Origin of the sequence: Bacillus sp. FJAT-49711 (assembly GCF_018343715.1) — a bacterium.
Classification (GTDB): domain Bacteria; phylum Bacillota; class Bacilli; order Bacillales; family Bacillaceae_C; genus Lederbergia.
This window is the reverse complement of the sequence record NZ_JAGYPL010000001.1, coordinates 547,912-573,263: the sequence shown is the minus strand read 5'-3', so window position 1 is coordinate 573,263 and position 25,352 is coordinate 547,912. Positions and strand designations below refer to the sequence as shown.

General features: G+C 37.5%; 30 protein-coding genes, 2 pseudogenes and 1 riboswitch. Of the genes and pseudogenes, 8 read left to right on the top strand and 24 right to left on the bottom strand.

The annotated features are described in order from the left end of the window. Window positions 1–45: 45 nt before the first annotated feature. Entirely contained in the window at window positions 46–639 is a 594-nt protein-coding gene (scpB, locus tag KHA96_RS02915; protein ID WP_481748200.1) for an SMC-Scp complex subunit ScpB, read from the bottom strand. Further along, window positions 617–1,378, bottom strand: a complete 762-nt coding sequence (locus tag KHA96_RS02910; protein ID WP_213127787.1) for a segregation/condensation protein A — start codon at window positions 1,376–1,378, stop codon at window positions 617–619. The genes scpB and KHA96_RS02910 overlap by 23 nt, the downstream gene beginning before the upstream one ends. 301 nt (window positions 1,379–1,679) lie before the next feature. Here KHA96_RS02910 and KHA96_RS02905 point away from each other — a divergent pair, with 301 nt between their 5' ends. Continuing rightward, window positions 1,680–2,183: a DUF309 domain-containing protein gene (locus tag KHA96_RS02905; RefSeq protein ID WP_213127786.1), complete on the top strand. Its 504-nt coding sequence runs from the start codon at window positions 1,680–1,682 to the stop codon at window positions 2,181–2,183. A 171-nt stretch (window positions 2,184–2,354) separates the two neighbouring features. On the opposite strand, the gene KHA96_RS02900 is transcribed toward KHA96_RS02905, so the two are convergent. From KHA96_RS02900 to KHA96_RS02815, 18 genes and pseudogenes are all read right to left on the bottom strand, one after another. Further along, a complete protein-coding gene (locus KHA96_RS02900) occupies window positions 2,355–2,696 on the bottom strand; it encodes a GNAT family N-acetyltransferase (protein WP_213127785.1) in 342 nt (113 codons plus the stop codon). Window positions 2,697–2,976: 280 nt separating this feature from the next. Then, a complete protein-coding gene (lysA, locus tag KHA96_RS02895) occupies window positions 2,977–4,296 on the bottom strand; it encodes a diaminopimelate decarboxylase (RefSeq protein WP_213127784.1) in 1,320 nt (439 codons plus the stop codon). A 156-nt stretch (window positions 4,297–4,452) separates the two neighbouring features. After that, window positions 4,453–5,937 (bottom strand): spore germination protein, encoded by a 1,485-nt coding sequence (locus KHA96_RS02890; protein WP_213127783.1) that lies wholly within the window; start codon window positions 5,935–5,937, stop codon window positions 4,453–4,455. Between the two features lie 27 nt (window positions 5,938–5,964). After that, complete coding sequence (locus KHA96_RS02885; protein ID WP_213127782.1) at window positions 5,965–6,390, bottom strand: stage V sporulation protein AB; 426 nt, start codon at window positions 6,388–6,390, stop codon at window positions 5,965–5,967. After that, on the bottom strand, window positions 6,383–7,000 hold the full coding sequence (locus KHA96_RS02880) for a stage V sporulation protein AA (RefSeq protein ID WP_213127781.1): 618 nt from the start codon (window positions 6,998–7,000) through the stop codon (window positions 6,383–6,385). Before KHA96_RS02880 ends, KHA96_RS02885 begins: the two co-directional genes overlap by 8 nt. Window positions 7,001–7,282: 282 nt before the next feature. After that, window positions 7,283–8,041, bottom strand: a complete 759-nt coding sequence (gene sigF / locus KHA96_RS02875) for an RNA polymerase sporulation sigma factor SigF (RefSeq protein ID WP_213127780.1) — start codon at window positions 8,039–8,041, stop codon at window positions 7,283–7,285. Window positions 8,042–8,053: 12 nt separating this feature from the next. Beyond that, entirely contained in the window at window positions 8,054–8,494 is a 441-nt protein-coding gene (spoIIAB, locus tag KHA96_RS02870; protein WP_213127779.1) for an anti-sigma F factor, read from the bottom strand. Between the two features lie 3 nt (window positions 8,495–8,497). Next, window positions 8,498–8,848, bottom strand: a complete 351-nt coding sequence (gene spoIIAA, locus KHA96_RS02865; RefSeq protein WP_213127778.1) for an anti-sigma F factor antagonist — start codon at window positions 8,846–8,848, stop codon at window positions 8,498–8,500. A 173-nt stretch (window positions 8,849–9,021) separates the two neighbouring features. After that, window positions 9,022–10,185, bottom strand: coding sequence for a D-alanyl-D-alanine carboxypeptidase family protein (locus KHA96_RS02860; RefSeq protein WP_213127777.1), 1,164 nt, complete (start codon window positions 10,183–10,185; stop codon window positions 9,022–9,024). 147 nt (window positions 10,186–10,332) lie between these two features. Beyond that, a complete protein-coding gene (gene deoB / locus KHA96_RS02855) occupies window positions 10,333–11,514 on the bottom strand; it encodes a phosphopentomutase (protein WP_213127776.1) in 1,182 nt (393 codons plus the stop codon). A gap of 297 nt (window positions 11,515–11,811) precedes the next feature. Further along, window positions 11,812–12,705 (bottom strand): site-specific tyrosine recombinase XerD, encoded by an 894-nt coding sequence (gene xerD / locus KHA96_RS02850; RefSeq protein WP_213127775.1) that lies wholly within the window; start codon window positions 12,703–12,705, stop codon window positions 11,812–11,814. 5 nt (window positions 12,706–12,710) lie between these two features. Next, window positions 12,711–12,938 carry a YqzK family protein gene (locus tag KHA96_RS02845; protein ID WP_213127774.1) on the bottom strand — a complete coding sequence of 76 codons (228 nt, stop codon included), beginning with the start codon at window positions 12,936–12,938 and terminating at the stop codon, window positions 12,711–12,713. 219 nt (window positions 12,939–13,157) lie between these two features. Further along, complete coding sequence (gene fur / locus KHA96_RS02840) at window positions 13,158–13,628, bottom strand: ferric iron uptake transcriptional regulator (RefSeq protein WP_213127773.1); 471 nt, start codon at window positions 13,626–13,628, stop codon at window positions 13,158–13,160. 106 nt (window positions 13,629–13,734) lie between these two features. After that, on the bottom strand, window positions 13,735–14,382 hold the full coding sequence (spoIIM, locus tag KHA96_RS02835; protein ID WP_213127772.1) for a stage II sporulation protein M: 648 nt from the start codon (window positions 14,380–14,382) through the stop codon (window positions 13,735–13,737). A gap of 137 nt (window positions 14,383–14,519) precedes the next feature. Further along, window positions 14,520–15,685, bottom strand: a pseudogene (gene tnpB, locus KHA96_RS02830) (IS200/IS605 family element RNA-guided endonuclease TnpB). A gap of 13 nt (window positions 15,686–15,698) precedes the next feature. Continuing rightward, window positions 15,699–15,839 (bottom strand): annotated as a pseudogene (locus KHA96_RS02825) (transposase); the annotation flags it as partial. A gap of 173 nt (window positions 15,840–16,012) precedes the next feature. Further along, a complete protein-coding gene (locus KHA96_RS02820; protein ID WP_213127771.1) occupies window positions 16,013–17,176 on the bottom strand; it encodes an endonuclease Q family protein in 1,164 nt (387 codons plus the stop codon). Beyond that, window positions 17,169–17,726, bottom strand: coding sequence for an NUDIX hydrolase (locus KHA96_RS02815; RefSeq protein WP_213127770.1), 558 nt, complete (start codon window positions 17,724–17,726; stop codon window positions 17,169–17,171). The genes KHA96_RS02820 and KHA96_RS02815 overlap by 8 nt, the downstream gene beginning before the upstream one ends. Window positions 17,727–17,848: 122 nt before the next feature. Here KHA96_RS02815 and KHA96_RS02810 point away from each other — a divergent pair, with 122 nt between their 5' ends. The 3 genes from KHA96_RS02810 to KHA96_RS02800 all read left to right on the top strand — a co-directional run bounded on the left by KHA96_RS02810 (window position 17,849) and on the right by KHA96_RS02800 (window position 19,714). Next, window positions 17,849–18,775 carry an aldo/keto reductase gene (locus KHA96_RS02810; RefSeq protein ID WP_213127769.1) on the top strand — a complete coding sequence of 309 codons (927 nt, stop codon included), beginning with the start codon at window positions 17,849–17,851 and terminating at the stop codon, window positions 18,773–18,775. A gap of 233 nt (window positions 18,776–19,008) precedes the next feature. Next, window positions 19,009–19,099, top strand: a riboswitch (cyclic di-GMP riboswitch). A gap of 27 nt (window positions 19,100–19,126) precedes the next feature. After that, window positions 19,127–19,264 carry an anti-repressor SinI family protein gene (locus tag KHA96_RS02805; RefSeq protein WP_213127768.1) on the top strand — a complete coding sequence of 46 codons (138 nt, stop codon included), beginning with the start codon at window positions 19,127–19,129 and terminating at the stop codon, window positions 19,262–19,264. A 126-nt stretch (window positions 19,265–19,390) separates the two neighbouring features. Beyond that, a complete protein-coding gene (locus KHA96_RS02800) occupies window positions 19,391–19,714 on the top strand; it encodes a helix-turn-helix domain-containing protein (protein WP_213127767.1) in 324 nt (107 codons plus the stop codon). Window positions 19,715–19,771: 57 nt separating this feature from the next. Here the strand turns inward: KHA96_RS02800 and KHA96_RS02795 are convergent, their stop codons facing one another. Beyond that, window positions 19,772–20,407, bottom strand: a complete 636-nt coding sequence (locus tag KHA96_RS02795; protein ID WP_213128657.1) for a 3-oxoacid CoA-transferase subunit B — start codon at window positions 20,405–20,407, stop codon at window positions 19,772–19,774. Window positions 20,408–20,430: 23 nt separating this feature from the next. After that, a complete protein-coding gene (locus KHA96_RS02790; RefSeq protein WP_213127766.1) occupies window positions 20,431–21,135 on the bottom strand; it encodes a CoA transferase subunit A in 705 nt (234 codons plus the stop codon). Between the two features lie 129 nt (window positions 21,136–21,264). On the opposite strand from KHA96_RS02790, the gene KHA96_RS02785 reads away from it, so the two are divergent. From KHA96_RS02785 to KHA96_RS02775, 3 genes are all read left to right on the top strand, one after another. Further along, a complete protein-coding gene (locus tag KHA96_RS02785; protein WP_213127765.1) occupies window positions 21,265–21,918 on the top strand; it encodes a 5-bromo-4-chloroindolyl phosphate hydrolysis family protein in 654 nt (217 codons plus the stop codon). Beyond that, a complete protein-coding gene (locus KHA96_RS02780; protein ID WP_213127764.1) occupies window positions 21,915–23,096 on the top strand; it encodes a toxic anion resistance protein in 1,182 nt (393 codons plus the stop codon). The genes KHA96_RS02785 and KHA96_RS02780 overlap by 4 nt, the downstream gene beginning before the upstream one ends. Window positions 23,097–23,179: 83 nt before the next feature. Then, window positions 23,180–24,076, top strand: a complete 897-nt coding sequence (locus KHA96_RS02775) for a hydroxymethylglutaryl-CoA lyase (protein WP_213127763.1) — start codon at window positions 23,180–23,182, stop codon at window positions 24,074–24,076. A gap of 148 nt (window positions 24,077–24,224) precedes the next feature. Here KHA96_RS02775 and KHA96_RS02770 read toward each other — a convergent pair whose 3' ends face one another. After that, on the bottom strand, window positions 24,225–24,557 hold the full coding sequence (locus tag KHA96_RS02770) for an iron-sulfur cluster biosynthesis family protein (RefSeq protein ID WP_213127762.1): 333 nt from the start codon (window positions 24,555–24,557) through the stop codon (window positions 24,225–24,227). Window positions 24,558–24,669: 112 nt separating this feature from the next. On the opposite strand from KHA96_RS02770, the gene KHA96_RS02765 reads away from it, so the two are divergent. Beyond that, on the top strand, window positions 24,670–24,882 hold the full coding sequence (locus tag KHA96_RS02765; RefSeq protein WP_213127761.1) for a CDGSH iron-sulfur domain-containing protein: 213 nt from the start codon (window positions 24,670–24,672) through the stop codon (window positions 24,880–24,882). A 121-nt stretch (window positions 24,883–25,003) separates the two neighbouring features. Here the strand turns inward: KHA96_RS02765 and KHA96_RS02760 are convergent, their stop codons facing one another. Continuing rightward, on the bottom strand, window positions 25,004–25,336 hold the full coding sequence (locus KHA96_RS02760; protein ID WP_213127760.1) for a YolD-like family protein: 333 nt from the start codon (window positions 25,334–25,336) through the stop codon (window positions 25,004–25,006). Window positions 25,337–25,352 lie beyond the last annotated feature (16 nt).

Genomic DNA, 25,352 nt, shown 5'->3' with positions numbered 1-25,352 from the left:
ACAATAAAAAAACTGCCGGTTAATATCCACCGACAGTTATATGTGTTAATCTATATGTTCTTTAAAAGAGGAGAAAAATAAGTCCGCGTCTTCTTGAAGTTCATCTTCATCCGTTTGTTTTGGCAGTTCGGGAAGTTCTTTTAAATGATTAAGACCAAAATAATCAAGAAATTCCTTTGTCGTTCCGTATAATTTCGCCCTTCCCGTACCTTCGGCTCTGCCAACTTCCATAATCAATCCTTTTGCGATTAAGGTTTGCAGCGGTCGTTCAGTCTTAACTCCTCGAATTTCCTCGATTTCGATTCTTGTAATCGGTTGTTTATAAGCGATAATCGCAAGAGTTTCAAGGCCCGCTTGAGAAAGTGTTGATGTTCCAGGACTTTCTACAAGCCTTTTTAAATACTCAGCAAAGTCCCTTTTTGTTGCAAGCTGGAAGGTTTCGGCTAAAGCAGTTACTGTAATACCGCGATTAGAATCCTGATTATAATTTTTCTGAAGCTCATCTATTAAGGATTTCGCTTTTTCCTCATCAACTTCCATAGTTGAACATATTTGTTTTAACGATAAACCTTCATCGCCTGCTGCGAATAAAAGGCACTCGAGAATACCTAGTTGCTTAGAATCCTCCAATTGCCTCATTCTCCCTTCTAGCTGATAGATGAATTTCCCCAAATATCTCATCTTGCTCTACAGTTATTTCGTTTCTTTTCATTAATTCTAACATGGCTAAAAACGTAATAACGATATGCCCTCGGTCATTCTGTGGAAATAAATCGTAAAACCGAAAACGAGCATTGCGACTTTTAAGTTCATGTAAGATTTCTGTCATTCTATCATCTATCGATATTTCTTGATGTGTAATTTTAGTAGATAATGGTTTTTGAAGTTTTTTTCTTCGTAATAATTTATGATAGGCGCCAAGCATGTCGTATATGGAAAAACCATGCTCAATTAGTTCTTGCTGGCCTTTGTCTGCATATGCTGATAAATCAATTGGAGGCTTCGTATACATTTGGCCTCTCTCAAATTCTTTTTGCTTTAACGTTTCAGCAGCTTCCTTATATCGTTTATACTCGATAAGCTGTTCCACCAACTCATCACGCGGATCTTCTTCTTCATAAAAATATTCGTCTTCCATATCTTCGTCATATTTTGGCAGCAGCATTTTACTTTTAATAGCTAGTAATGTTGCAGCCATTACCAAATACTCACTCGCAACATCGAGCTGCAATTCAGTCATTGTATTAATGTAGTATAAATATTGTTCTGAAATTTCCGCCATAGGTATATCATATATATCTATTTCTAGACGATTAATTAGATGAAGCAGTAAATCTAGCGGTCCTTCAAAAGCATCAATTTTAACATGATATTCCATTTCATCACCGATTTCGCACAAGATTAATGAATATGCCTTTTGTGTCTAGCTGCGCCTTCCGCTTTTCCTTCATCACAAGACTTTAGACCCATTAGGAACTTCGACTAATTGCCGCCGCGCCGATAGCGACGTCGTCGGAACCCCATTGTAAGATCTGAACGTCGATAAGCAAGGTGCTTATGCTTTTCTTATCATATAATAGCGTGAACAGAAAATGAAGGAAAATTAGTTTAACAGACATAATTTATATAAAATTTCATGCTATAATAGATTTAATAAAAGGAGGAAAGGAGTAGGATAATTGCCTTTTTCAAAAGCATATGTAGCCTTTTTATTCCACTTTCATAGTGATCGAGATTATTTTGAGTGCCATGAAGTTTTGGAAGATCATTGGAAAAATAACGGAATGGCGAGGGATTCAATCTGGGTGGGACTTATTCAAATGGCGGTTAGTTTCTATCATTATCGACGAGGAAATATTAAAGGCTCGGTGAAATTAATTGATAAAGCAATCCGCCTTTTATCATATAAAGAAGAAGAAGTACTTGCTCTTGGCATCAATTATGAAGAGCTGATCGGGAAACTTAATAGAAGCAAGGTGAGAATGGTTCATAAAATGCCCTATAAACCGATTAACATTCCTATCAATAATCAATTATTATTGACTATTTGTAAAAAGCAAAGCGCGATACAAGGATATACGTTCGAAAATCTAATAGATGAAGCTCCCGATAAAATTGTGAATAAGCATACATTACGGAAGAAGCAAATAGTTGTACCCGAGAAGAATTTTGCACTTATATAGGAACAAAAGCTCAAGCACCTGTTCAACAGGCAGAATGAATCGATATTTATTTGCTATCCGATAGCAGCAGGAAGGAAAATATTTCCTATAATATTGTCCGTAAATTTTTCACTTTATTATTTCCTTCATAAAAAAAACCGGGTAATGTGAATTAACCCGGTTTTGTTATTTTTACATATCACATTTTTCAAAAAATGCCGCTGTATACTCAGAAGGAATGACTTCTTTATCTTGATAAATCTGATTTATGGATTTTAACATATTTTTACCAATCCCTTCATACCGATGTGATGGATTGACTGATATATGCTGTACCTCCACTCTATCACCATTAAGTACTACCCCTATCAAACCTGTGATATCTTCTTCCTTCCATAAAAAAAGCTGCCAATTCTCTTCAGTTTCATAATTTTTCATTGTCTGTTGTAGTTTTTTAAGATCTTTCTCATTAGGCATGAATGAGAGTAGACCCATGGCGATCTTTTCATAGGCTTTCTTATATCGAATTAACATAACAGACCCCTCGTTTAACTTTATTACAGCTGTTGCTGTTAACGGATCAAATAGAGTCGATTAACGATTTGGCGCGATAAAAAGCCAATAGCTTACTCCCCATAAAATGGCTATAATGAAGATCATTACGAATATCGTGATATTCCTGTTACGCAAAGAACTAACTCCCTTACTACATCTTAAGCACACGTAAATAAAAGGTGCGACCATAATTTTTATTGTACAGTCTTATTGTTTTATCTGCAACTTAATAGAATGAGCTGAACGTCCTGTTTTTCAGCTAAATCTTTGTTTTTTCTTTAAAAGGAAGATCCAACCTTACTAAATCTTCATACGTTTCTCGTTTTACGACAAGTTGGTCGTGCCCGTTTTCCACAAAAACAACAGGTGGTCTCGGAATACGGTTGTAATTATTTGCCATTGAATAGCCATACGCACCTGTACAAAAGACAGCCAATATATCATTTGTTCCGGCATCAGGCAACGGCAAGTCCCATATTAACATATCACCTGACTCGCAGCATTTACCGGCAATCGATACTTTCTCTTTAGGCTGTTCATTTGCTCGGTTCGCCAGCAGCGCTTCATATTTTGCATCATAAAGTGCAGGTCTGATATTGTCTGTCATCCCGCCGTCGACAGCAATATATTTCCTAACATTTGGAACATCTTTACTTGAACCAATAGAATATAAAGTTGTGCCCGCATCCCCTACGAGCGACCTGCCAGGTTCAATCCATATTTCCGGCATTGGGATAGAAAGACGCTCTGTTTCTTTTTTTACTTCATTAATCATTTCCTCAACGTATAAGGAAGGATCTAAAGGTGTATCTTCATCCGTATAACGAATGCCGAACCCACCGCCTAAATTTAATACACTTGGTGTAAAATTGAATTCTTCCTGCCATTTTGCCATTTTTTCAAGAATTTTTCTTGCTGCCAATATAAAACCAGTCGTTTCAAAAATTTGTGAACCAATATGACAATGCAAGCCCAATACATTTAAGTATTTACTTTCCAAGGCGATAAGCAGCGCCGTTTCAGCTTGGCCATTTTGCAAGTCAAAGCCAAATTTGGAATCCTCTTGCCCAGTCAAAATATAATCATGTGTGTGCGCTTCGATACCAGGTGTAACACGTAATAGTATATTTATCTTTTGCTCTCTCTCTGTGCATAGATGATGCAATGTATGAAGCTCATGAAAGTTATCTACTACGATGCAGCCAATGTGGTAATCCAAAGCCATTATAAGTTCATCATCACTTTTATTATTTCCATGAAAATGAATTTTTTCCACTGGGAAATCAGCTTTGATTGCCGTAAAGAGTTCGCCACCAGAAACGACATCAAGTGATAGCCCTTCTTCCTTAACAAGTTGGAGCATAGCCATTGTGGAAAAAGCCTTACTCGCATATGCCACTTGTGAAGTGATGCCTAATTTATCAAATGTATGTTTAAAGGCCCTCGCTCTGTTACGAATCAGAGCGACATCATATACGTATAAAGGAGTTCCGTATTTTTCCGCTAACTCCACTGTATCTTTCCCGCCTATTTCCAAATGCCCATTTTGATTGATTTTAGCTGTCCCATATAAATGCATGTTTCTCCCTCCACTTACTTACAAGCCGCTAGACTTAACATTTAATTTTATCTAATTGTTGTGAAAATTTGCCGGTACCTGAAGGGCATAATGGATCCCCTTCCTGATAAGTAGCATAAACTTTACCATACAATACTTAATTCTGCAATGGACTCTTTACGATTTAGGCGGCTGACGAAAGCGATCCCTTGGATGCACAATACTCGGTCTTAAAAGCGCTCCTGGAACAGCACGCCGAATTAATATATGAACAAATGCTGCAGGGTTAAAAGGTAAGAGCGGCCATAAATATGGAGCATTTAAAGGTCGCAGTTGAGCTAAAAATATAATATAAATTGTTGTTCCTATAATAAATCCAGGGGCTTTAAATATCGCAACGCTTAGAAGTAAAGTCATCCTTATTATTTTATTCGCGACACTTAGCTCATAGCTAGGCGTCGAAAAGGTTCCGACTGCAGCAATCGCCACATATAGAATGACCTCTGATTGAAATAGGCCTACGTCTACTGCGATTTGACCGATGAGTACTGCTGCAATTAATCCCATTGCTGTTGCTAAAGGCGTAGGGGTATGAATCGCTGCAATTCTCAAAAATTCAACCCCAAGATCAGCAATCAGCAATTGTAAAATTAATGGAATATCCGACTGCTCGTTCGGACCTATAAAAGCTAGTTTATTTGGAAGCATAGAAGGCTCCATCGCAAATAAAAACCATAAAGGCAATAGGAAAATGGATGCCCATATGCCTAAAAATCTTGTCCATCGTACGAACGTGCCAACTGCGGGAGATTGACGATATTCCTCTGCATGCTGTACATGATGAAATAAGGTGGCGGGGGTTATGATTACGCTTGGAGAAGTATCAATATAGATTAACACATGGCCTTCTAATAGATGTATAGCCCCAACATCTGCTCTTTCTGTATAACGGACGAGTGGATATGGATTATAACCTTGCTTCATTAAATATTCTTCAATTGTTTTATCAGCCATTGTAATTCCATCTATATCAATGCTCGATAATTCTTTTCTTATTGTCTCGATCAAATCAGGGTTGGCTATTCCCTTAATATATCCAATTGCTACATCCGTTTTAGACCTTTCACCAACCTTTAATATTTCAAACCTAAGACGCTCATCTCGAATACGTCTTCTTGTTAGAGCTGTATTTACAACAATATTTTCCACATAGCCATCTCGAGAACCCCGGATTACTTTTTCCGTATCGGGTTCTTCTGGCTGTCTGCCAGGATACGAACGAACATCAATTATGAACGCTTCCTGCTCTCCTTCAACAACGATAGCAACCAGACCTGCCAGCACTTGATCGACCATCTCATCCTTCGTCTTTACCTTTTCAACTGATTCATGGACAATCCGATTTTCAATTAGTTCAAATATTTTAGGTGTCGGTTTTTCGTGATCATTTAGATTAACTAATTCCTTTATAATATTCGTAATAAATAATGTTTCAACTAAACCATTGACATAATAAATTTGCACTTGTTTTTTTAAAATGACTAATTTTCTATTCCCAATATCAAAGCTCGTCCCTAATCCGATTCTCTCTTTAAAATACCTTTCAAGATCATCTAGATTTTTATCGATTGCATCCTTTGTTGTATGGTAACGTGTTGTCATATTATCTGCTTCCCTTCTAGTTTTCCATCAAATGTTGTAAAAATAAATCCATTGAAATAGAGAACCGCAAATTTTTCCGAGTACAATGGCCATTAACAAAGTTAATAATTGCTTTTCGAGTCCAATCCGTTTGGATAGTATTGGGATAACATTTAGCACCTCGGTTAAAGCTGCTGCGAGCATTCCAATAAAAAGCCCACATAAAAGACCGATCACGATAATAACGAAAGAAATATTCATATGTATAGATAGATTACGAAGATCCACCCACCCTGAACTAGCTGCCCCGAGAATGACCGCCCATTCGTACATTTGGATCCTATTATCCGTTTTCGTTAGCTGGGTCAGGCGAGGAATTATTCCAAGAACAGTAAGAAAAGCTACGAATCCACTACCAACTGCTAAGCCTCCTGCCAAACCAAGCAATATGATTACTACTATTTCACTAATCATCTAAACGTTTAACACTTTCGTTGTTTTCCTTTATTGCTACATAATGATCGAGATCTTGTTGATAATTAAACATTTCAATTTCTAAAGGACTTGGTTCTTCATTGAATCTTTTTTTGAAAATATGGTTAAAAAATAAAATCATTCCCATTCCAATGCCAAATGAATATGGGATCTGCATGAGTAAAGGTTTTGTATTTTCTTTACCTGTAATAATCCAATATAACTTTTGATGCACCGCCTGCATACTTACTTCTTCGTGGAAGTTTAAAATGGCTAATCCCGACCCTACGAAGAGTAAAATCCATACAAATAAAAATAGTGGCATTGAGGTTATTTTCTTTTCTCTAATAATTTCAATGATTGTTTGATTAGGACCAATCGTTTGAATATCACAATCAGGAAAATGTAATGAGATTATGCGTATGACATGCATCACATCAAGAACAACTAATTGATTATCATCTTTTTTCAGTTCATAAACAATAAGATCTGGCAGTTCAGGCAAGTATTGATCAGGCGCTAATATTTGTGCAGTTTGTGAAAGTGTAATCTTATTAAACCTATTTGTTTCAACCCGGCTGCGCATTCTAATATATATGGTATTTACCATCGTATTCACTTCCTGCATTTCTTGATTTTCTTAAAAGCAATATAATATGCTTTATTAGTATGTGAAAACCAGTATTTTTTCATGCAGGAAACATATAAAGCGCAAGCGCCTGTTTATCGACGTATAAGCTTCAAGGCTTTTGATTTACGCAAAAGAAAAGGACAGGAAGTTTCTAGTCGATAGGTGCTGGAGCTAAACAAAAACTTATTTCTTAAAAAGCTATCCACAAAGCTTCTAATTTAAAATTTCCTTAACAACGAGAAAAAACACATGGATGCCCATTTAAGCATCCATGTGTTCTTTCATCTGCTCCAATATTTTCTTTTCAAGACGTGAAACTTGAACTTGCGAGATACCAAGGCGGCTGGCAACTTCCGACTGAGTTTGATCTTTATAATACCTGAGATAAACGATTAGCCTTTCCCGTTCATCCAACCCACGAATGGCTTCTTCTAACGCAATTTTATCAAACCACTTATGGTCGTTTTGATCCGAAATTTGGTCAATGAGGGTGATGGGATCACCATCATTTTCATAAACCGTTTCATGTATGGAAGTCGGAGAACGACCGGCATCTTGTGCCATAATCACTTCTTCACGACTGACCCCTAAATAATCGGCTATTTCTCCAATAGTCGGAACCTTTTCATCCCTTTTTGCCAGCTCATCCCTTGCTTTTCTTATCCGATTTCCTAATTCTTTTAAAGATCTGCTCACCTTTACGGTTCCATCATCACGTATAAAACGTTGAATTTCTCCAATAATCATCGGAACAGCATAGGTGGAGAATTTAACATCGTAAGAGAGATCAAATTTATCAACAGATTTTAATAAACCAATGCTTCCTATTTGAAATAGATCATCCGGTTCATATCCTCTATTCAAAAAGCGTTGGACTACGGACCATACGAGACGTACGTTTTTTTCCACGAGAATGTCCCTTGCTTCTTGATCCCCTTCTTGGCTTCTTTTTATATATTCCTTTACCTCTGCATCCTTCAAAAAGCCCTTATTTGCCTCTTTCTTTAGTTCCACATCCATAGGCGCGGCTCCTTAATTGCATAACGCTTTGTTTTTGGTTACATATTTGATTAAGCGAATGGTTGTGCCTGTACCTGGGTGTGATTCCACTTCAATTTGGTCCATAAAGTTTTCCATTATCGTAAAACCCATTCCTGATCTTTCTAATTCAGGTTTCGTTGTAAATAGAGGCTGTCTTGCCTCTTCAATATTTTGAATTCCGATGCCATTATCTCTAATCACTAAATCGATCATATCGTCTTCAATTGCTGCAGAGATATAGACAATTCCTGCAGGATTTTGCTCATATCCATGAATAATCGCATTTGTAACAGCTTCTGAAACGACGGTTTTAATCTCCGTTAATTCATCAAGCGTAGGGTCTAATTGTGCGATAAAAGCAGCGACCGTAACACGGGCAAATGATTCGTTTTGGCTTAATGCACTAAATTGAATTTGCATTTCATTTCTCATCTGTTAAGCTACCCCCAATCTTTCAAGTGCAAATTGTTCTGATGGTTCCAGTCTAATTATTTTAAATAAACCAGACATTTCGAACAATCTCTTTACTGGGGGAGTGATTGCACAAACGACCATTTCACCATTTTTCAACTTTATTTGTTTATACCTTCCTAGCACAACTCCAAGACCTGAGCTATCCATAAACGTTAATTTTTCAAGATTCATGACGATATGGAGGATTCGGTGTTTTTCAATGGCTTCAGTTACTCTATTTTTTAATTCCTCAGCCGTATGATGATCCAATTCACCTGATAGTCTGATGCATAAAACGTCTTGCCTAATTTCTAAATCGATTGATAGACTCACTTTATCTATAGCCTCCTCGCTTAAGAGTATAGTGAGTCAATTCTACCTTTTAGGTTCAGATTCCTTCCTCATGACAAAACTAGAAGAAATTCGCCAACATTTTTTTGTTAATGGCCAGCTCTTGAACTTATATTTTTTGTTCTTTTCTATGAGCAAGGCCTTTCCTTATCTATTTAATTTGATTTAGTAAACATTCCAAATGTACGTTTATATAAGTCCCACCAAGTGGCTTTTTTGACGTTTTTCTCAGCGATTAGTTTTGTTTTTGCTAAAGTTTTACCATCTTTGATAATCGTTAACGTCCCGACTTCGTCACCTTTTTCGATTGGGGCTTTTAAATGATTGTTTAGTTTTATATCCTTTGTAATTTTCTTTAACTGCTCCCCTTTCTTTGTTAAAACTGAAACGGGCTCTCCAGTAACTGCTTTTATTTCTTTTATATTTCCTTTACTGATTTTTACTTTTCCGAGCGCTTCCCCTTTTTTATATACAGGGTGCGAGGCGTAATTGGCAAAAGAATAATCAAGCATTTTTGTTATTTGCGCATTTCTGCTTTTTGAAGTCGGAGCTCCGAAAATAACAGCGATAACCCTCATGCCATCTTTTTTCGCTGTTGCCGTTAAGCAATACATGGCTTCCCTTGTAAATCCGGTCTTCAACCCATCTACTCCAGGGTAAAATTTCACTAGTTTATTTGTATTTACGAGCCAAAATTTTTTATCTGTATCTTCCCGCAAATATGACTCATACATCTTTGTAAAATTCGTAATTTCTTCATATTTTAATAACTCTTTAGCCATAATGGCCATATCGTGAGCTGTACTAAAATGATCTTTAGCAGGCAATCCTGTTGTATTTTTAAATTGTGTATTTTTTAAGCCTAGTTCCTTGACCTTTTCATTCATCATCTTCACAAAGTTTTCTTCGCTTCCAGCTACTTTTTCCGCCAAAGCTACTGAAGCATCATTTGCTGAACCGATTGAAACAGCGAGTAAAAGTTCATCTACTTTCATTTGTTCACCAGGCTCTAAAAATATTTGAGAGCCCCCCATAGAAGCAGCATACTCACTCGTTGACACTTTATCCTTAAATGATAATTTACCAGTATCGATCGCTTCCATAATAAGAAGCATCGTCATTATTTTAGTCATGGAGGCAGGTGAGTATTTTTCGTGCATATTTTTTTCATACAAAACAGTCCCAGTATCTCGTTCTATTAAGATAGCGGATTTTGATTCATCTGAAAGCTCAACTTGTTTCTCTTCTGCTAATGCAGAATGGGATATTAGTGAAAATAACATAAATATACCGATGCATGAACTTATCAATTTCTTCATACTATTCCCTCCAATTTATTCATAGACAAAAACGGAAATGATTTCCATATTCATCATTCTCGCCATGGGCGAGGTGAATTATACAGAAAAAAAAGAAAAAGCTTGTTGAGAATAACAAGTAATCTCAACAAGCTTTCTTCGATTTATTTAAACTAAGTCTTCTAAAAAACTTTCTCCTTCTCCCTGCCATTTAACACTAAAATTATTTGCAACCGTGGCACCAACATCTGCAAAGGTTTTTCGCAAAGGAAGTTCTCCCCCACCATTGAATTGCTTCGAATAAACGATAAGAGGTACAAATTCCCTCGTATGGTCGGTTCCATGATGAATTGGGTCATTTCCATGATCTGCTGTAATGATCAGCAAGTCATCATCTTTTAAAGTTTGGAGTATTTCTGGTATTCGTGCGTCAAACTCCTCAAGTGCCTTGCCATATCCATTTGGGTCTCTTCTATGTCCATACAGAGCATCAAAATCGACTAGATTAACAAAGCTTAAGCCTGTGAAATCCTGCTTCATCACTTCAATAAGTTTATCTACTCCATCCATATTTGAAACTGTTCTTACCGCTTTCGTTATTCCTTCGCCATCGTATATATCATTTATTTTTCCTATCGCAATTACATCTAAGCCTGAATCTTTTAGTGCATTCATGACGGTATTACTAAAAGGCTTCAAAGCGTAGTCATGACGATTTGCTGTCCGTTTGAAATTACCCGGTTCGCCAATAAATGGCCTTGCAATCACTCTGCCCACTTTATATTCATCTACTAAGGTAAGTTCTCGGACCTTCTCACATATTTGATATAATTCATCAATCGGTACAATTTCTTCATGGGCTGCAATTTGTAAAACTGAATCTGCTGAAGTGTAAACAATCAGCGCGCCAGTTTTCATATGCTCCTCTCCAAGGCGATCGATGATTTCAGTTCCGCTGGCGGGAACATTTCCTATAATACTTCTACCTGAAGCTTTTTCCAATTGTGTGATCAGCAATTCGGGAAAACCGTTTGGAAACACTTTGAAAGGATGGCTCGTAATAAGGCCCATAAGTTCCCAATGACCTGTCATCGTATCCTTTCCTCGTGAGGCCTCTTGCATTTTAGTGTAGAAAGCTAGTGAATTTTCCGTCTTATTTATACCTTTTATTTTTTTTATATTGGAAAGTCCGAATTTCTCCATATTTGGCATGTTCAACCCGTCGATTTTTTCCGCAATGTGACCTAATGTATCTGCGCCTTCATCATTGTAAGCTGCTGCATCAGGAGCCTCGCCGATTCCGACTGAGTCCAATACAATAAGATGTATTCTTTTGAAATTTGCATCCATATTTGTTGCCCCCTCTTATGTTGATATTCGACTATACCTGTATCATACCCTTATAGACACTATAAAAAAACCGCAATTTGCGGTTGAGTTAACTTTTCTGTGTTCAGTTCGAGCGCCTATCGACTAGCAAGCTTCTTGTCCTCTTGGCTGCAATAAGTCAACATCGATTCGACCTCCCCGCCTCATCGTGTTTTCTTTATTCTGTCAGTGGGCCAAAAAGGAACATTGACTAGGCCGTTCGTTGATGGGCCCCTTTTGCAGGCTTGTACGTCAGTGAACAAGACGCAATCGCTTTTATTATGCACGTGGATGAAATTTTGTATAAACATCTTTTAATCGCGTTTTTGTTACATGTGTATAAATTTGAGTTGTTGATATATCGGCATGGCCTAGCATTTCTTGCACCGCTCTTAAGTCTGCCCCATTTTCAAGCAGATGAGTGGCAAACGAATGTCGAAGAGTATGTGGTGTTAGCTCTTTTTCAATTTTTGCTTCGGTGGCAAGTTTTTTTATAATCTTCCAAAATCCTTGTCTCGTTAGACGATTTCCATGATGATTAAGAAACAAAGCCTCGGTTCGATTTTTAGAGTTTTTCAATTTTGGTCGTGACTCAAATATGTATTGTTCAATGATTTCTTGGGCTATTTTTCCGATTGGAATAATCCTTTCTTTATTTCCCTTTCCAATACAGCGGACAAAACCCATAGTAAGGTGTACATTTTCCATATCAAGATTAATGAGCTCACTTACACGAATTCCCGTAGCATATAATAGCTCAATCATCGCTTTGTCTCTTAAACCAAAAGGTGAGGATGAATCAGGTGTTTCTAATAATGATTCAACTTCCTTAAAACTTAATACCTTAGGTAATGTTCTCTCCAATTGTGGTGTTTCAATATGAACAGAGGGGTCTTGTTCTACAGCTTTTTCACGTAGTAAAAATTGATGAAATGCCCTTATGGAAGCAATATGTCTTGCAAGTGTTTTAGCTGATTTCCCTTCACCTTTTAAAAATGACAAAAACTGAACGATATGAATTCGTGAAACATCGTTCAGTGATTTTAATTGTTCAACTTGTTGTAAGTATTTTAAATATCGCTTTAAATCACGTTCATATGAAATAATTGTATTTTGGGCCAATCCTTTTTCCACAATCATAAAATGAATAAAATCCTGCAGCCGATCTTGCATTGTCTTTACTCTCCATTCTGATAAAAAAGCAGAAGGCGTGAAAACCAGCCATTATCCTCGTTTCCAAACGGCTGAAAAGCCTTTACCGCTGTTCCTTCCGGCTCGTCGTAACGCCGATAATTTTCATATTCTTGATTTATCCACATAATACCATAATAAAAGAGGATCGTGCACCCCGCAAATAACAAAAACAATCTTAATGTTCCGAAGAAGACCTTCCATATATTTTTCAATGAAACCATTCCTTTGTAGACATACTTTTATCTTGCTCAAGCAGCCACATCCTATAGCAGTGTCGACTAACGCACATCCTATAGTCTTGTACTTCAATGAGCGAGACGCTTATACTTTTCTTTTTACAAGCATATGCCCAGCTTGTCTATGTTTATTCATGGATATTGAAAAAATAGGAAAACCTTTTCCTAAAAGCAGGAAAAGGCTTCATTATTTTCTTATTCATTTTTATCTTCATTGTCTTCATCAGTCTTTTTATGACAGCGCCAGCATATACCGTGGAAGGTGAGTCTATGATCTTTAATTTTAAAATTCCAATCGCGCTCAACAATTTTCTCGACGTCACCTAACAGGTCATCTTGTATTTCATCCACCGCGCCACATTCGATGCAGACTAAATGGTGATGAAAATGGGCCGCGCCTTCTTTCCGCAGGTCATAACGAGAAACACCGTCGCCAAAGTTAATTTTATCCACTACTTTTAATTCTGTTAAAAGTTCTAATGTTCGATATACTGTCGCAAGTCCAATTTCTGGCGCCTTCTCTTTAACTAGCAGGTAAACATCTTCTGCACTTAAATGATCTTCTTCATGTTCAAGCAACACCCGAACCGTGGCTTCACGCTGGGGAGTAAGCTTATAGCTTGCAGAATGCAGCTGTTTTTTTATGCGATCAATACGACTTTCCATACTATGTATCCTCCCTCGCCACTATCCACTATATTATAGCAGAAGGGAAGTTATAATCAAACTAAAATGACTATAAATAACGAAGCAATTAAATGTTTTATAAATATTAGTTTGTAATATTAACGATGATAGATCTCATCAGCATCGGTGAAACATATGCCTCCAAGCTTGCAGCTATTGTAATGATGGCAACTGCGCCAATATAAGACAAAAAGTACCTTGTAAAAACTGGCATAAGATGAAAAGGAAGGGATTGCCTAATAAAAATTTTCTTTATTAATTTCATTGAAAGGGCAATTGAACAAACAGAAATAAAAATAAAAATAGGAATGATCAATAAGTTTTGTGGAAGTAGAGAAACAAAAGCCAGCAACAGACCGTTCCACCCCATTTGATTCACAAGAAATCCAACAGAAAATCCTACAACGATACCTTTTATGAATAATAAAATAAAAATTAGCGGAAAACCAATGATGGAAATTCCCAATATCCATATGAGACCGGCAAATTTTACATTATGCCAGAAGCTTAATTTTAATAACTCCTCCGGAGGAACCGTCTTCCCCTCCCCTACTTGCCCAAAAAACTGATTTAAGTAATAGAAGAGATCTTCTTTTTGATGAGGGGATAAACTGTTTACAAAAATGGAACCAAATATTACCCCCATTAAAAATAAAACCATGATGAACGTGTAGATGGAAGAATGTTCTTGAAAATGACGACTAATAATATTAGTAGAAAGTCTATTGCGCATATTTTTGCTCCTCCTGTCCCGCGAATGGTACATTATATGATGGACGAGCAGTTAGTATGTCAACAACTACCTTTTGAACCTCTCACGGCTAAAGCCGTAAGATTCCTAAGTACAGAAACCCATTGGTTTCTAATGGATTAGGCTATCTCCACAGTTCCTGCGGTTAATCGCAATGCTTCATTGCGAAGATTGATACTTGCGTTAAGATCACGTTGATGAAGGCGTTCGCATGATGGGCAAGTCCACTCACGCAACGCAAGATCCTTAACGGCTTTATGTTTATGACCACAATGAGAACAAAGTTGACTGGAAGCAAAATTCCTTGCAACAAGGACGACTTGTTTTCCGTACCATTTTGCTTTATATTCCAACATCGTTCTGAATTGTGACCACGATACTTCACTGATTGCCTTTGCAAGATGGACATTTTTAAGCATCTTTTTTACAGCTAAATCTTCCATCCCAATCAAGTCGTGGTTTTTGACAAGATGGGTGGAGATTTTATTCAGCCTATCCTGCCGTGAATTCGTGATTTTTTCATGGATCTTGGCGACTTTCACTCGTTGTTTATGCCAATTGGAGGAGCCTGCTTGTCGCCTGGATAGGACGCGTTGGGCGTTGGCTAACTTTTCCTCTAACGCGCGAAAAAACGTTGGATTTTTGTATACGGTTCCATCTGTAGAGTGGCAAAATCTTTTAATCCAACATCGACCCCTATGGATGAACCTGTTTTGGGTAGGGGCTGTATATCCACTTCAACAAGAATGGAAACAAAATATTTACCAGCAGGGTTTCGTCGAATGGTGGCATTGATCATTCGCCCATGAACTTCTCGACTTTTCGCAAAGCGTACAAGTCCCAGTTTTGGGAGTTTTATATGTTTGCCCAGCACGGCAATATTTCCATTTACATATTTCGTTGTGTAGGATTGAACGGGATTTCTTTTTGACTTAAAGCGAGGCTCATCATTTTGCTTTTTGTAATATCTTCTATAGGCTTCATGGACGATTTCAACCGATTTTTGCAGAGCGATGCTGTCTATTTCTTTCAAGAATGGATAGTGTTTCTTCAACTCTGGAAGAGCTTTAATCGACTTGTTTTTGTGGAAGAATTCCCCTTTCCAGTTGTTCCTAGGGAGTTGTCCGTTTTGAACCATTTCCGAAACCATATGCCAATAGGCATCTTTCCCTTTTTGTTTTCCTACAAAATAATTGTAAACAAAACGGCAACAACCGAGGGTTTTGGCGATTAGGACTTCTTGTGTTTTAGTGGGATAGATTCTGAACTTATAGGCCCTGTTCACGATCAAAGGATGCTCACCTCCCCTTCTGATTTTGAATGTATTTCCGAATCGGGGTCTCTGTCTGTTCGCTTGCGGTTGCGACAAAATAAGAAGGGTTCCAGAGATGACCACCCCAGAGTGTCCCTTTTAACTCAGGGAACTCTTTAAATATCAATGTACCAAATGTTAGCACCTTTTTGTGATTAAGTTACGATTATCCAGGGTCTATATGCAATCTGTATTTTGGCATATGTCGAATCGTTAACATGACATGAAGTCACGCCCGATTCGAAGCCGATTCATCTCATGATTGAAATCACAAGTGTTCTCGGCTATATCACAAAAAAGTTAATCAAATTTTTGAATCCTGCCATATTTTCCGCCTCCGCCAGCAGCAACCTGTAATTTCCCCATTCGAGCTTGAAAGATCATTTCGGCAAGCTCTTTTTTAACAACGCCTTTAAGCTCTGATTTATTAACTCGGTGCAAAATATTCATCTCGGTCCCAAAATGATTCAGGAGGTTTTCCATCGCTTTTGGGCCAAGGCCGGGAATAAATTCTAAAGGCACTTGGTGAATATACGGTGGCCTTTTAGGTTTAACTTCTGCATCCGCCAACTGAGTAATCCGTTCAAATACTCCTCTTGTAAACTTTTGTGAACCGCAATTTGGGCAAACTGCCCCTTGCTTTGGTATAAAACAATTTGCACAAGTTGTTCGGTAATATTTTCCTAATAAAGGATTCAACCCATAATTTGCTTTAATCGTATTACCATCAATATTTTTAAAAGATTGTGCAAGTGCCTTAAAAGTAGGCTCTTCCAGTTCAAGCATTTGATACTCTCTCGCTATTTTCGCTAGGGAGTGAGCGTCGGAATTTGTCAAAAATCCATAGCTGTGTAATTCAGAAAGCTGATCAGCCATGTTCGTATCGGAACTTAGACCTAATTCAATAGCATCAATAAAAGCTGAATCGAAAACTTCCGTTAATGATTTTTCGACGCCTTTCCCATATAGACTTTTAAAAGGAGTAAACACATGGGCGGGAATAAATAACCCATTAAGGGATTTGACTTTTTCCTGTACTACTCTTGCTTCTTCATAAATTCTTTGAGTGCTTAGCTGAATATTAGTCACTCTTTCAGAAAGCCAATTTGAAAATTCCTTAAGCGCGGGCATTGATGGAAAGTATGCGAGAACATGAATTGGCCCTTTACAATGACGATCATTAATTTCTATTTCCGTCCCGGGAATAAGAACCACACCATTTTCATATTCAAAGCCCCCATCTACCAATTCAATGAGTTTTCCTGCTTCTAATAAATTTTCCATTTCAAGAATGACTTCAGGTGAATGGCAATCGATTACGCCAACGATATCTAGGCCTTTTGGAAATTTCGCGGCTTTTAATATATTGGTCAGAGTGAGATTTTTACTCGCTGTAATTTTAACAGGCTTACCTGTTAAAGTTCTGCCGATATGAATATGCAAGTCGGAAAAAAATTCATTCATGTGGTTTCATCGCCATTCTCAGTTGTAAATAAAGAACTGCATATGCGGTTTTAGCATCATATATTCTCTTATCGAGGACGAATTGAAGCGCTTCTTCTAGCGTTATTTCATAAAGCTCTACAAACTCATCCTCATCACCAATTTTCGGATTGTCGATCTTTTTTAAATCTTTGGCAATATATAGATGAATTAGCTCATCCGCAAATCCTGGAGAAGTGTAAAATGATGTTAAATGTTCCATCTTACCTGCTGCATAGCCTGTTTCTTCTTCAAGTTCACGCTCAGCTGTCACGAGAGGTTCTTCCCCATATTCAAGCTTCCCCGCTGGGATTTCAAGTAAGGATCGTTCCAATGGTTTTCGGTACTGTTCGACCATCACGATTTTATTTTGATCAGTTAAAGCGATAACTGCAACAGCTCCGGGATGCTTTACAATTTCCCTTTTTGCCATTTTTCCATCAGGAAGCTCTACGTCATCTACTTGCAAACTAATTATTTTCCCATTAAATATTTCATTGCTCTGTATCGTTTTTTCTTCAAACTTTTTCATGATCTGTCGCTCCTTCTTATTCGCTTTTCCAATCATAACATAAAGCAATCAGAACATTAATTTTGTTATACTGAGCGACTTTCCAGTAAAATGAAGAAAAGAATGGAAGGTGACTTTAGAATATGGAAAAACGACAATTGGGAAATTCTGATTTACGAGTTTCCAAAATAGGACTTGGTTGTATGTCAATTGGAACTGAGGTAAATACAGCACAAAAAATAATTGAAACGGCGCTAGAAGCCGGAATTAATTATTTTGATACGGCCGACTTATATGATCGAGGAATGAATGAGGAAATTGTGGGAAACACACTATCTAGTAGAAGAGAAGATGTTATCATCGCTACAAAGGTTGGAAATCGCTGGAATGAGCATAAGGATGGATGGAGTTGGGATCCTTCAAAAACTTATATAAAAGAAGCAGTGAAAGATAGCCTTCGCAGACTTAAAACGGAATATATTGATTTATATCAGCTGCATGGAGGGACAATCGACGATCCAATCGATGAAACAATTGAAGCTTTTGAGGAATTAAAAGAAGAAGGATTCATCCGTTATTATGGTATTTCTTCTATTCGGCCTAATGTTATCCGTAAATATGTTAAAGATTCATCCATTATAAGTAATATGATGCAATATAGTTTATTGGACAGGCGTCCGGAAGGAGTCATGCCACTCTTAGAGAAAAATAATATTAGTGTCGTGACAAGGGGCTCAGTTGCAAGAGGCATTTTAAGCGATAAAACACTTGAAGCGATTGATACAGATGACTTTAAAATTAAGGCCTATCTCGATTATTCATCTGAAGAAATAAAGGAATTAATAGAAAGTATAAAAGCGAAACTTTTCCCTCATTCTCGTTCTCTTAATGAGGTTGCCCTTCAATTTAACTTAGCTCATAAGTCTGTTGCCTCGGTTGTTACGGGTGCCAGTTCTGTAGAACAATTACTTGATAATGTTAGGGCAGTGAATTCACCTTCACTGACAAGGGAAGAACTCGGATATTTAGAAATGATAACGAAAGAAAACAACTATACAGAGCATATCTAAATTTTAATATAATCGTTCACCATTTTTCTGCTTATTTCAACAATGTTATTTGCGATTCTCGTGCGATGTAAATGGGGTTGCTCTCTTTTCCAACTTGTAATACTATTCTGCGACAAAAACATACTCATAAATGACTATTTTTTCAAGAGTCTCCATTGTTTCGACATCGACATTTTTTTGCGACTGTGACTTTAGTAATGTCTATAATGTTTCATGAATACAAATAAAATGATAATAGATAAAGGCAAGTCTGATCGAAAGACAGATACGCAAAGCCACAGGCCTAAGGTTTCTTTTATTCACTACGGCAGCTGGGTTACCTAAATACTCTACGTATTTTAGGAGGTCACTATGCAGAAATCAGTTATGGTAAAACAAGAGCAACTCGATGAAGAATGGGTGGAGTTAATATTAGCTGCACTTAATGCAGGAATAAAACCAGAAAACATTAGAGAGTTTTTTAACTTCCATAAAGGAAATATGCATTAGTTTAAAGAACTATCTTTAGTACTATTTTTCTCAAAGAGACAAAAAAATTTTATTCAAGAGTGTTCTAAATATGAAACAAACCTTCGTTATATGGTATAATCTGCTGTAAGGAAGGTGAAGATTTACATGATTGGCGAACGTTTGCGTGAGTATCGAAAACAAAAAAAAATGTCTCTATCGGAATTGGCGGAAAAAGCAGGAGTTGCAAAATCTTATTTGAGTTCAATTGAGCGAAATATCCAATCGAACCCTTCGATTCACTTTTTAGAAAAAGTATCCGAAGTATTAGGAGTTTCCGTCAATACATTGCTTCATGATGAACAAGGAGAAACCCTCGGTTTAGATTCGGATTGGGAAGATCTTGTCAGGGAAGCTATGTCCTCAGGTGTATCAAAAGAAGAATTTCGTGAGTTTCTAGAATTCAATAAATGGAAAATGGGAAATAAATAAACAAACTTGAATTAGACAATGGCTTGATTTTATGGGAGAAATCAAGCCATTTATTAACTAATAGGCTTCTAATACAATATTTTTACCCACTATTAAATCTGGTTCCGTTGAAGTAATAATCTCCTCTATGCTGTAGCCCTTAGCTACTTCTTTCAATTCGAGTCCCGCATTCGTAACATCCATTACAGCTCTATCCGTAATAATTCGATCTACTACTTGTTTCCCGGTTAGTGGCAAGCTGCAAGTATTTAATATTTTTGGTTTTCCGTCCTTGTTCACATGTTCCATCATGACGATTATCTTTTTGGCGCCGTGAACGAGGTCCATCGCTCCCCCCATTCCCTTGATCATTTTTCCGGGAATCATCCAATTGGCCAAATCCCCATCCTTTGATACTTCCATCCCTCCTAATATAGCGAGATTAATATGTCCTCCCCGAATCATTGCAAAAGATTCTGCACTATCAAAATAGGCTGCTCCTTGTATTGCAGTAACAGTTTCTTTTCCAGCATTAATTAAATCTGCATCTAAATCAGCTTCTTCGGGATAAGGACCAATGCCAAGCAACCCATTTTCAGATTGAAGGACAACTTGTTTTTCGGATGATATATAATTGGCAACTAATGTCGGCATGCCAATTCCCAAATTTACATAAAATCCAGTTTTAATTTCCTTTTCAACCCGCTTTGCCATTTTATTTCGAATATTCGACCGGTTCACCTTCCATTCCCCTTCCCTATAATTGTTTTTCTTTCAATCCTTTTTTCCTGATCGCCTTGAATCATTCTTTGCACATAAACATTTGGAGTATGAATCATATTAGGATCAATTTCTCCGGTTTTGCATAGCAGCTCGACTTCAGCGATTGTCACTTTACCTGCCGTTGCAATTATAGGGTTAAAATTACGCGCCGTTTTACGATACACAAGATTTCCCATTGAATCTCCTTTCCAAGCTCTAACAATACTAAAATCAGCAACAAGCGCCTCCTCGAGTACATATGTTTTTCCATTGAACTCTCGTTTTTCTTTATTTTCTGCAATCATTGTTCCAACACCAGCTGGGGTGTAAAAGGCTGGAACCCCCGCACCGCCTGCTCGAATTTTCTCGGCCAACGTTCCTTGTGGGATCAGTTCTACTTTAATTTCACCTGAAAGAACTTGTCTTTCAAACTCTTTATTTTCACCGACATATGATCCAATCATTTTTTTAATCTGTTTGTTTTTAAGCAATAAGCCGAGTCCCCAATCATCGACTCCACAATTATTAGAAATGATTGTTAAATCTTTAACGTTTCTGTCTCTCAGTGCCAATATTAGATTTTCGGGTATTCCGCAAAGACCAAACCCGCCTACCATGAGTGTAGAGCCATCTTCAATATCACTAATAGCTTCGCGAAAGGATGTATATATTTTTTTCAATTTTTCCATCCTCCTTTTTATCTTTCAAAAGATTGGTTTATTCTCTATAATAGATATGAATGAAACCTTTATTTAACCATCAACGTATTTCATTTATATAGAAAAGAAGGAATAAGGAGTAGATGCAGCATGAAACCAGTTTTTTCATTTTTTCTCGGTATGTTTGCCGCTGCGGGAACCATTTTGCTGTGGGTGATATTGTCTAATGGTTTTAACATAGAATTTTTAACATCTACTGTCTCCGCATTTCTCGTAGGAGGTCTTACATTTTTTGGAATAAAGCTATATTCTGATCGCAAATTTTTGAAAAAAAATAAATTGACGAGAAAAGAATATGTGTATATACAAAAAAACTTGACTGAAGCAAAGAGAAAAATCAGTAGATTACAAAAAGCTTTTTTTTCTGTCAGGACGATGGGTGCTTTTAAACAGTTATACGAACTAAGTAAACTATCCAAAAGGATGTACGCAATTATCAATAAAGAACCGAGACGTTTTTATCAGTCTGAGCGTTTCTTCTTCTATCATCTTGATTCCGTAGTAGAACTCTCTGAAAGGTATGCAATGCTTGCCGCCCAGCCTGTTAAAAATGAAAACATGTATATTTCACTTAAAGAAACGCAAAGCACGTTGGAAGATTTAAGTGAATCGATCAAAAAAGATATTTATCACGTACTTTCGTCAGATATTGATGATTTAAAATTTGAACTGGATGTTGCAAAGCATTCTCTAAAAAAACTAGAATATAACCCTCTCGACGATGAAAGGAGAACGAAACAGTGAGTGAACAAAATAAAGAAACTGAAACAGTATTGAAAACGGACTTTTCAAGTCTAGATGATCTTTTAGCCAATCCTTTTGGTGAACAGGAGATCGTGCCGATAAAGCAGGAACAAGTACAGCAGGAGGTTAAAGCTGTTAGATTAGTGGACAGTTTACCTGAAGAAAACAGAAAGCGTGCATTGGAACTTGCAAAACAGATTGATCCTGCCAACCATCAAGCAGTTATTGCTTACGGAACGCATGCACAGTCACAATTGTTAAATTTTTCAAGCTCCATGCTCGATCATGTGCAAAATAAGGACGTTGGTCCAATCGGTGATATTTTAAATGATTTAATGAGTAAACTGCGGGATGTGAACCCGGATGAACTCTCACCTGAAAAAAAGAACTTTTTTGCTAAAGTGTTCGGAAAGATTTCAAACTCGATACAAGAAGTAATGTCCAAATACCAAAAAACTGGGGCGCAAATTGATCGAATTACAGTGAAATTGAATCAATCAAAGCAAACATTGATAGATGATTTGAAGATGCTTGAACAATTATATGAGAAAAACAAAGAATACTTTCATGCTTTGAACATTTATATTGCTGCAGGCGAATTAAAAATCGAAGAATTGACTACGAAAACGATACCTGAACTTAAGCGAAAGGCCGAAGCTTCCGGCGATCAAATGACATACCAAGAAGTGAATGATATGGTTCAATTTGCTGATCGTCTTGAAAAACGACTTTACGATCTAAAATTAAGCAGACAAATTACAATCCAAAGTGCTCCGCAAATTAGAATGATTCAAAATACGAATCAGGCGCTAGCTGAGAAAATTCAAACTTCGATAATGACTGCCATTCCACTTTGGAAAAACCAAATTGCGATTGCATTGACACTTATTCGTCAACGTCAGGCTGTAGAAGCGCAGAAGCAAGTTTCCAAAACGACAAATGATTTACTACTTAAAAATGCTGAAATGCTTAAAACAAATACAATTGAAACAGCCAGAGAAAACGAACGTGGGCTTGTTGATATTGAAACATTGAAAAAAACACAATCTAACTTAATTACAACACTTGAAGAAACAATCAAAATTCAGCAAGAAGGCCGTGCCAAACGAGCCCAAGCGGAACAAGAACTTGTTTCAATGGAGAATGAACTGAAGCAAAAATTACTTAAGCTTACGTAATCTTTTTAAAACCGGACATATATCGTGTTCGGTTTTTCATATTTTCTTGTAAGGACTTTAATCTTCTTTAAGGAGGAGTTGGAGTGTCTTTACAAGAAAAAGTGACGATCATTGAAGTAAGTCCACGCGATGGATTGCAAAATGAAGATATATTTATCGATACGAGGATTAAAAAAGAGTTTATTAGGAATTTAGTGCTTGCAGGAATTCGTGAAATGGAAATCACCTCTTTCGTCTCACCAAAATGGGTTCCACAGATGAAGGATGCTTTTTCAATTGCGACATCTCGCCCTAGGGAGATCCGCTCCATCGCATTAGTTCCGAATCGAAAAGGAATTGAAAGACTATTGGAAACCGACTGTAAAGATATTGCGGTTTTCGTTGGGGTGAGTGATGGCTTTAATCAAAAAAATATTAACAAATCTACACGAGATAGTATGGAGGAATTGATACCGATAATTGCCGATTTGAAGGCTAACGACTTCTTCATCCGCGCCTGCATCTCTACTGCATTTTACTGTCCATACGATGGAAAGGTTGCTGCCGAACATACGTTGAAGCTTTGCCTTGAATTTGCTGAGGCGGGAGTTGATGAGCTAAGTGTCGCAGATACAATTGGGATGGCAACGCCAGCAGAATCTTTTTTGCTTTTTTCTAAACTGAAAAAGGAGTTTCCTTCTATCCTCCTTACGGCACATTTTCATGATACGAGGAAAATGGCTCTCGCCAATATTTATGCTGTCCTTCAAGCGGGAATCACCCGTTTTGACACATCTGCTGGCGGGATAGGCGGATGCCCTTTTGCACCGGGAGCGAGCGGCAATGTGGCGACAGAGGATGTTGTGTATATGCTTGAACGGATGGGGATTGATACCGGTATTGACCTTGATAAACTAGCCGATGCTATTGATGTAATCGCCCCTCACCTATCGAGGAAAATGGAATCGGGTTTTTATCGGCTTAGTAAAAGGAAGTTTTAATTGGTTAGTGAATTGATTTTTAGGCTTCAATTGTAGGATTGGTGACCTTCGATGGGGAAATCACCTGGAATTAGGACACCAATATGGCGGTTGGTGTCCTTCGACGACGAAATAATCCTGGCCTAGGGCACCAACCCTAATGATCGCTTTAGCCTGAGACAACATTGCAGCTCATTCGCCCGTTCAATATTTGACCCGGGCTTGTTAAACGAAATATTTGGGATTCCTGTGAGTAATCAATTTTCATTTCTTCATCGAAAAAAATGGTCTTTGACTTTTCTATATAGATGTCTATTGTATCTGTCTTGATTAACATATCCTCTTTATTTAGATCTTGTTTATGAATTAAGTGTAATGTAGGGACACCACTAACAGCGCAGCCGCAGCCGTCCGTTTCATATTTTAACTTCAAGATCATTTCTTTTCCATCCATTTTTCGCTTAATTTGACGAGCAGCCTCTTCTGAAATTGAAATTTTCATCATGCTCCCCTCCCTTTCACCCATTTTAACATATCATTATTTTGTAAGGTTGCATTTCCCCTTAATTCCTTCTACTATTGAAAGGAGTAGTCTTTTACAAGGGGGAAAAAATTTGGAAAAAGTACAAATTAAAGTTATGGATAATGGGTCTTACCGAGTATCAGGAGATGTTGAATTGATTGATGTTGACGGTAATGTTTTTGAAACGAAAAAAGTATTTTCTTTATGCCGCTGCGGTCTTTCCAGTCGCAAACCGTTTTGTGACGGCACGCATAAAGGAAGTTTTGAATCGTGCGTCCGCGCAGAAAAAGTATTAAATGATTAAATGAGTTGCGACCCGCGGTCAATGCGGGTTCTTTTTATTTGTTAAGAAAGTATAAAACATTCATAGGTCAGCAATTTTGAAGTTTGGCTTTCACAGTCCAGCTCAAAGGCTTGCGCTTTCCTCACTCCAATATAATTATCTGATCAATCCGCCCGGTCGAAATCCTTATAACACGGTCAGTCTCGTCGACTATACGAAATTCCTTATTTATTGCATCAAAGTAATGAATCTTTCCTATTACCTCTTCGTGATGGTGATCGACAAAATGTATAACCATAACTTTTTTTCCGAATTCCATTGCCACGCTTGCCACTTCATCAAGCATTTCCAATCTCTGTTCATCCAATTGCTTTTCTTCTTCATACGTATCTTCCTCTGCCCACTTCCGAAGCATTGTGACATGCTCTGGAAGCATGAGCGAATTCCATTTTATACGCCCACGATCGCGAATCATACGTACACATCCCTTT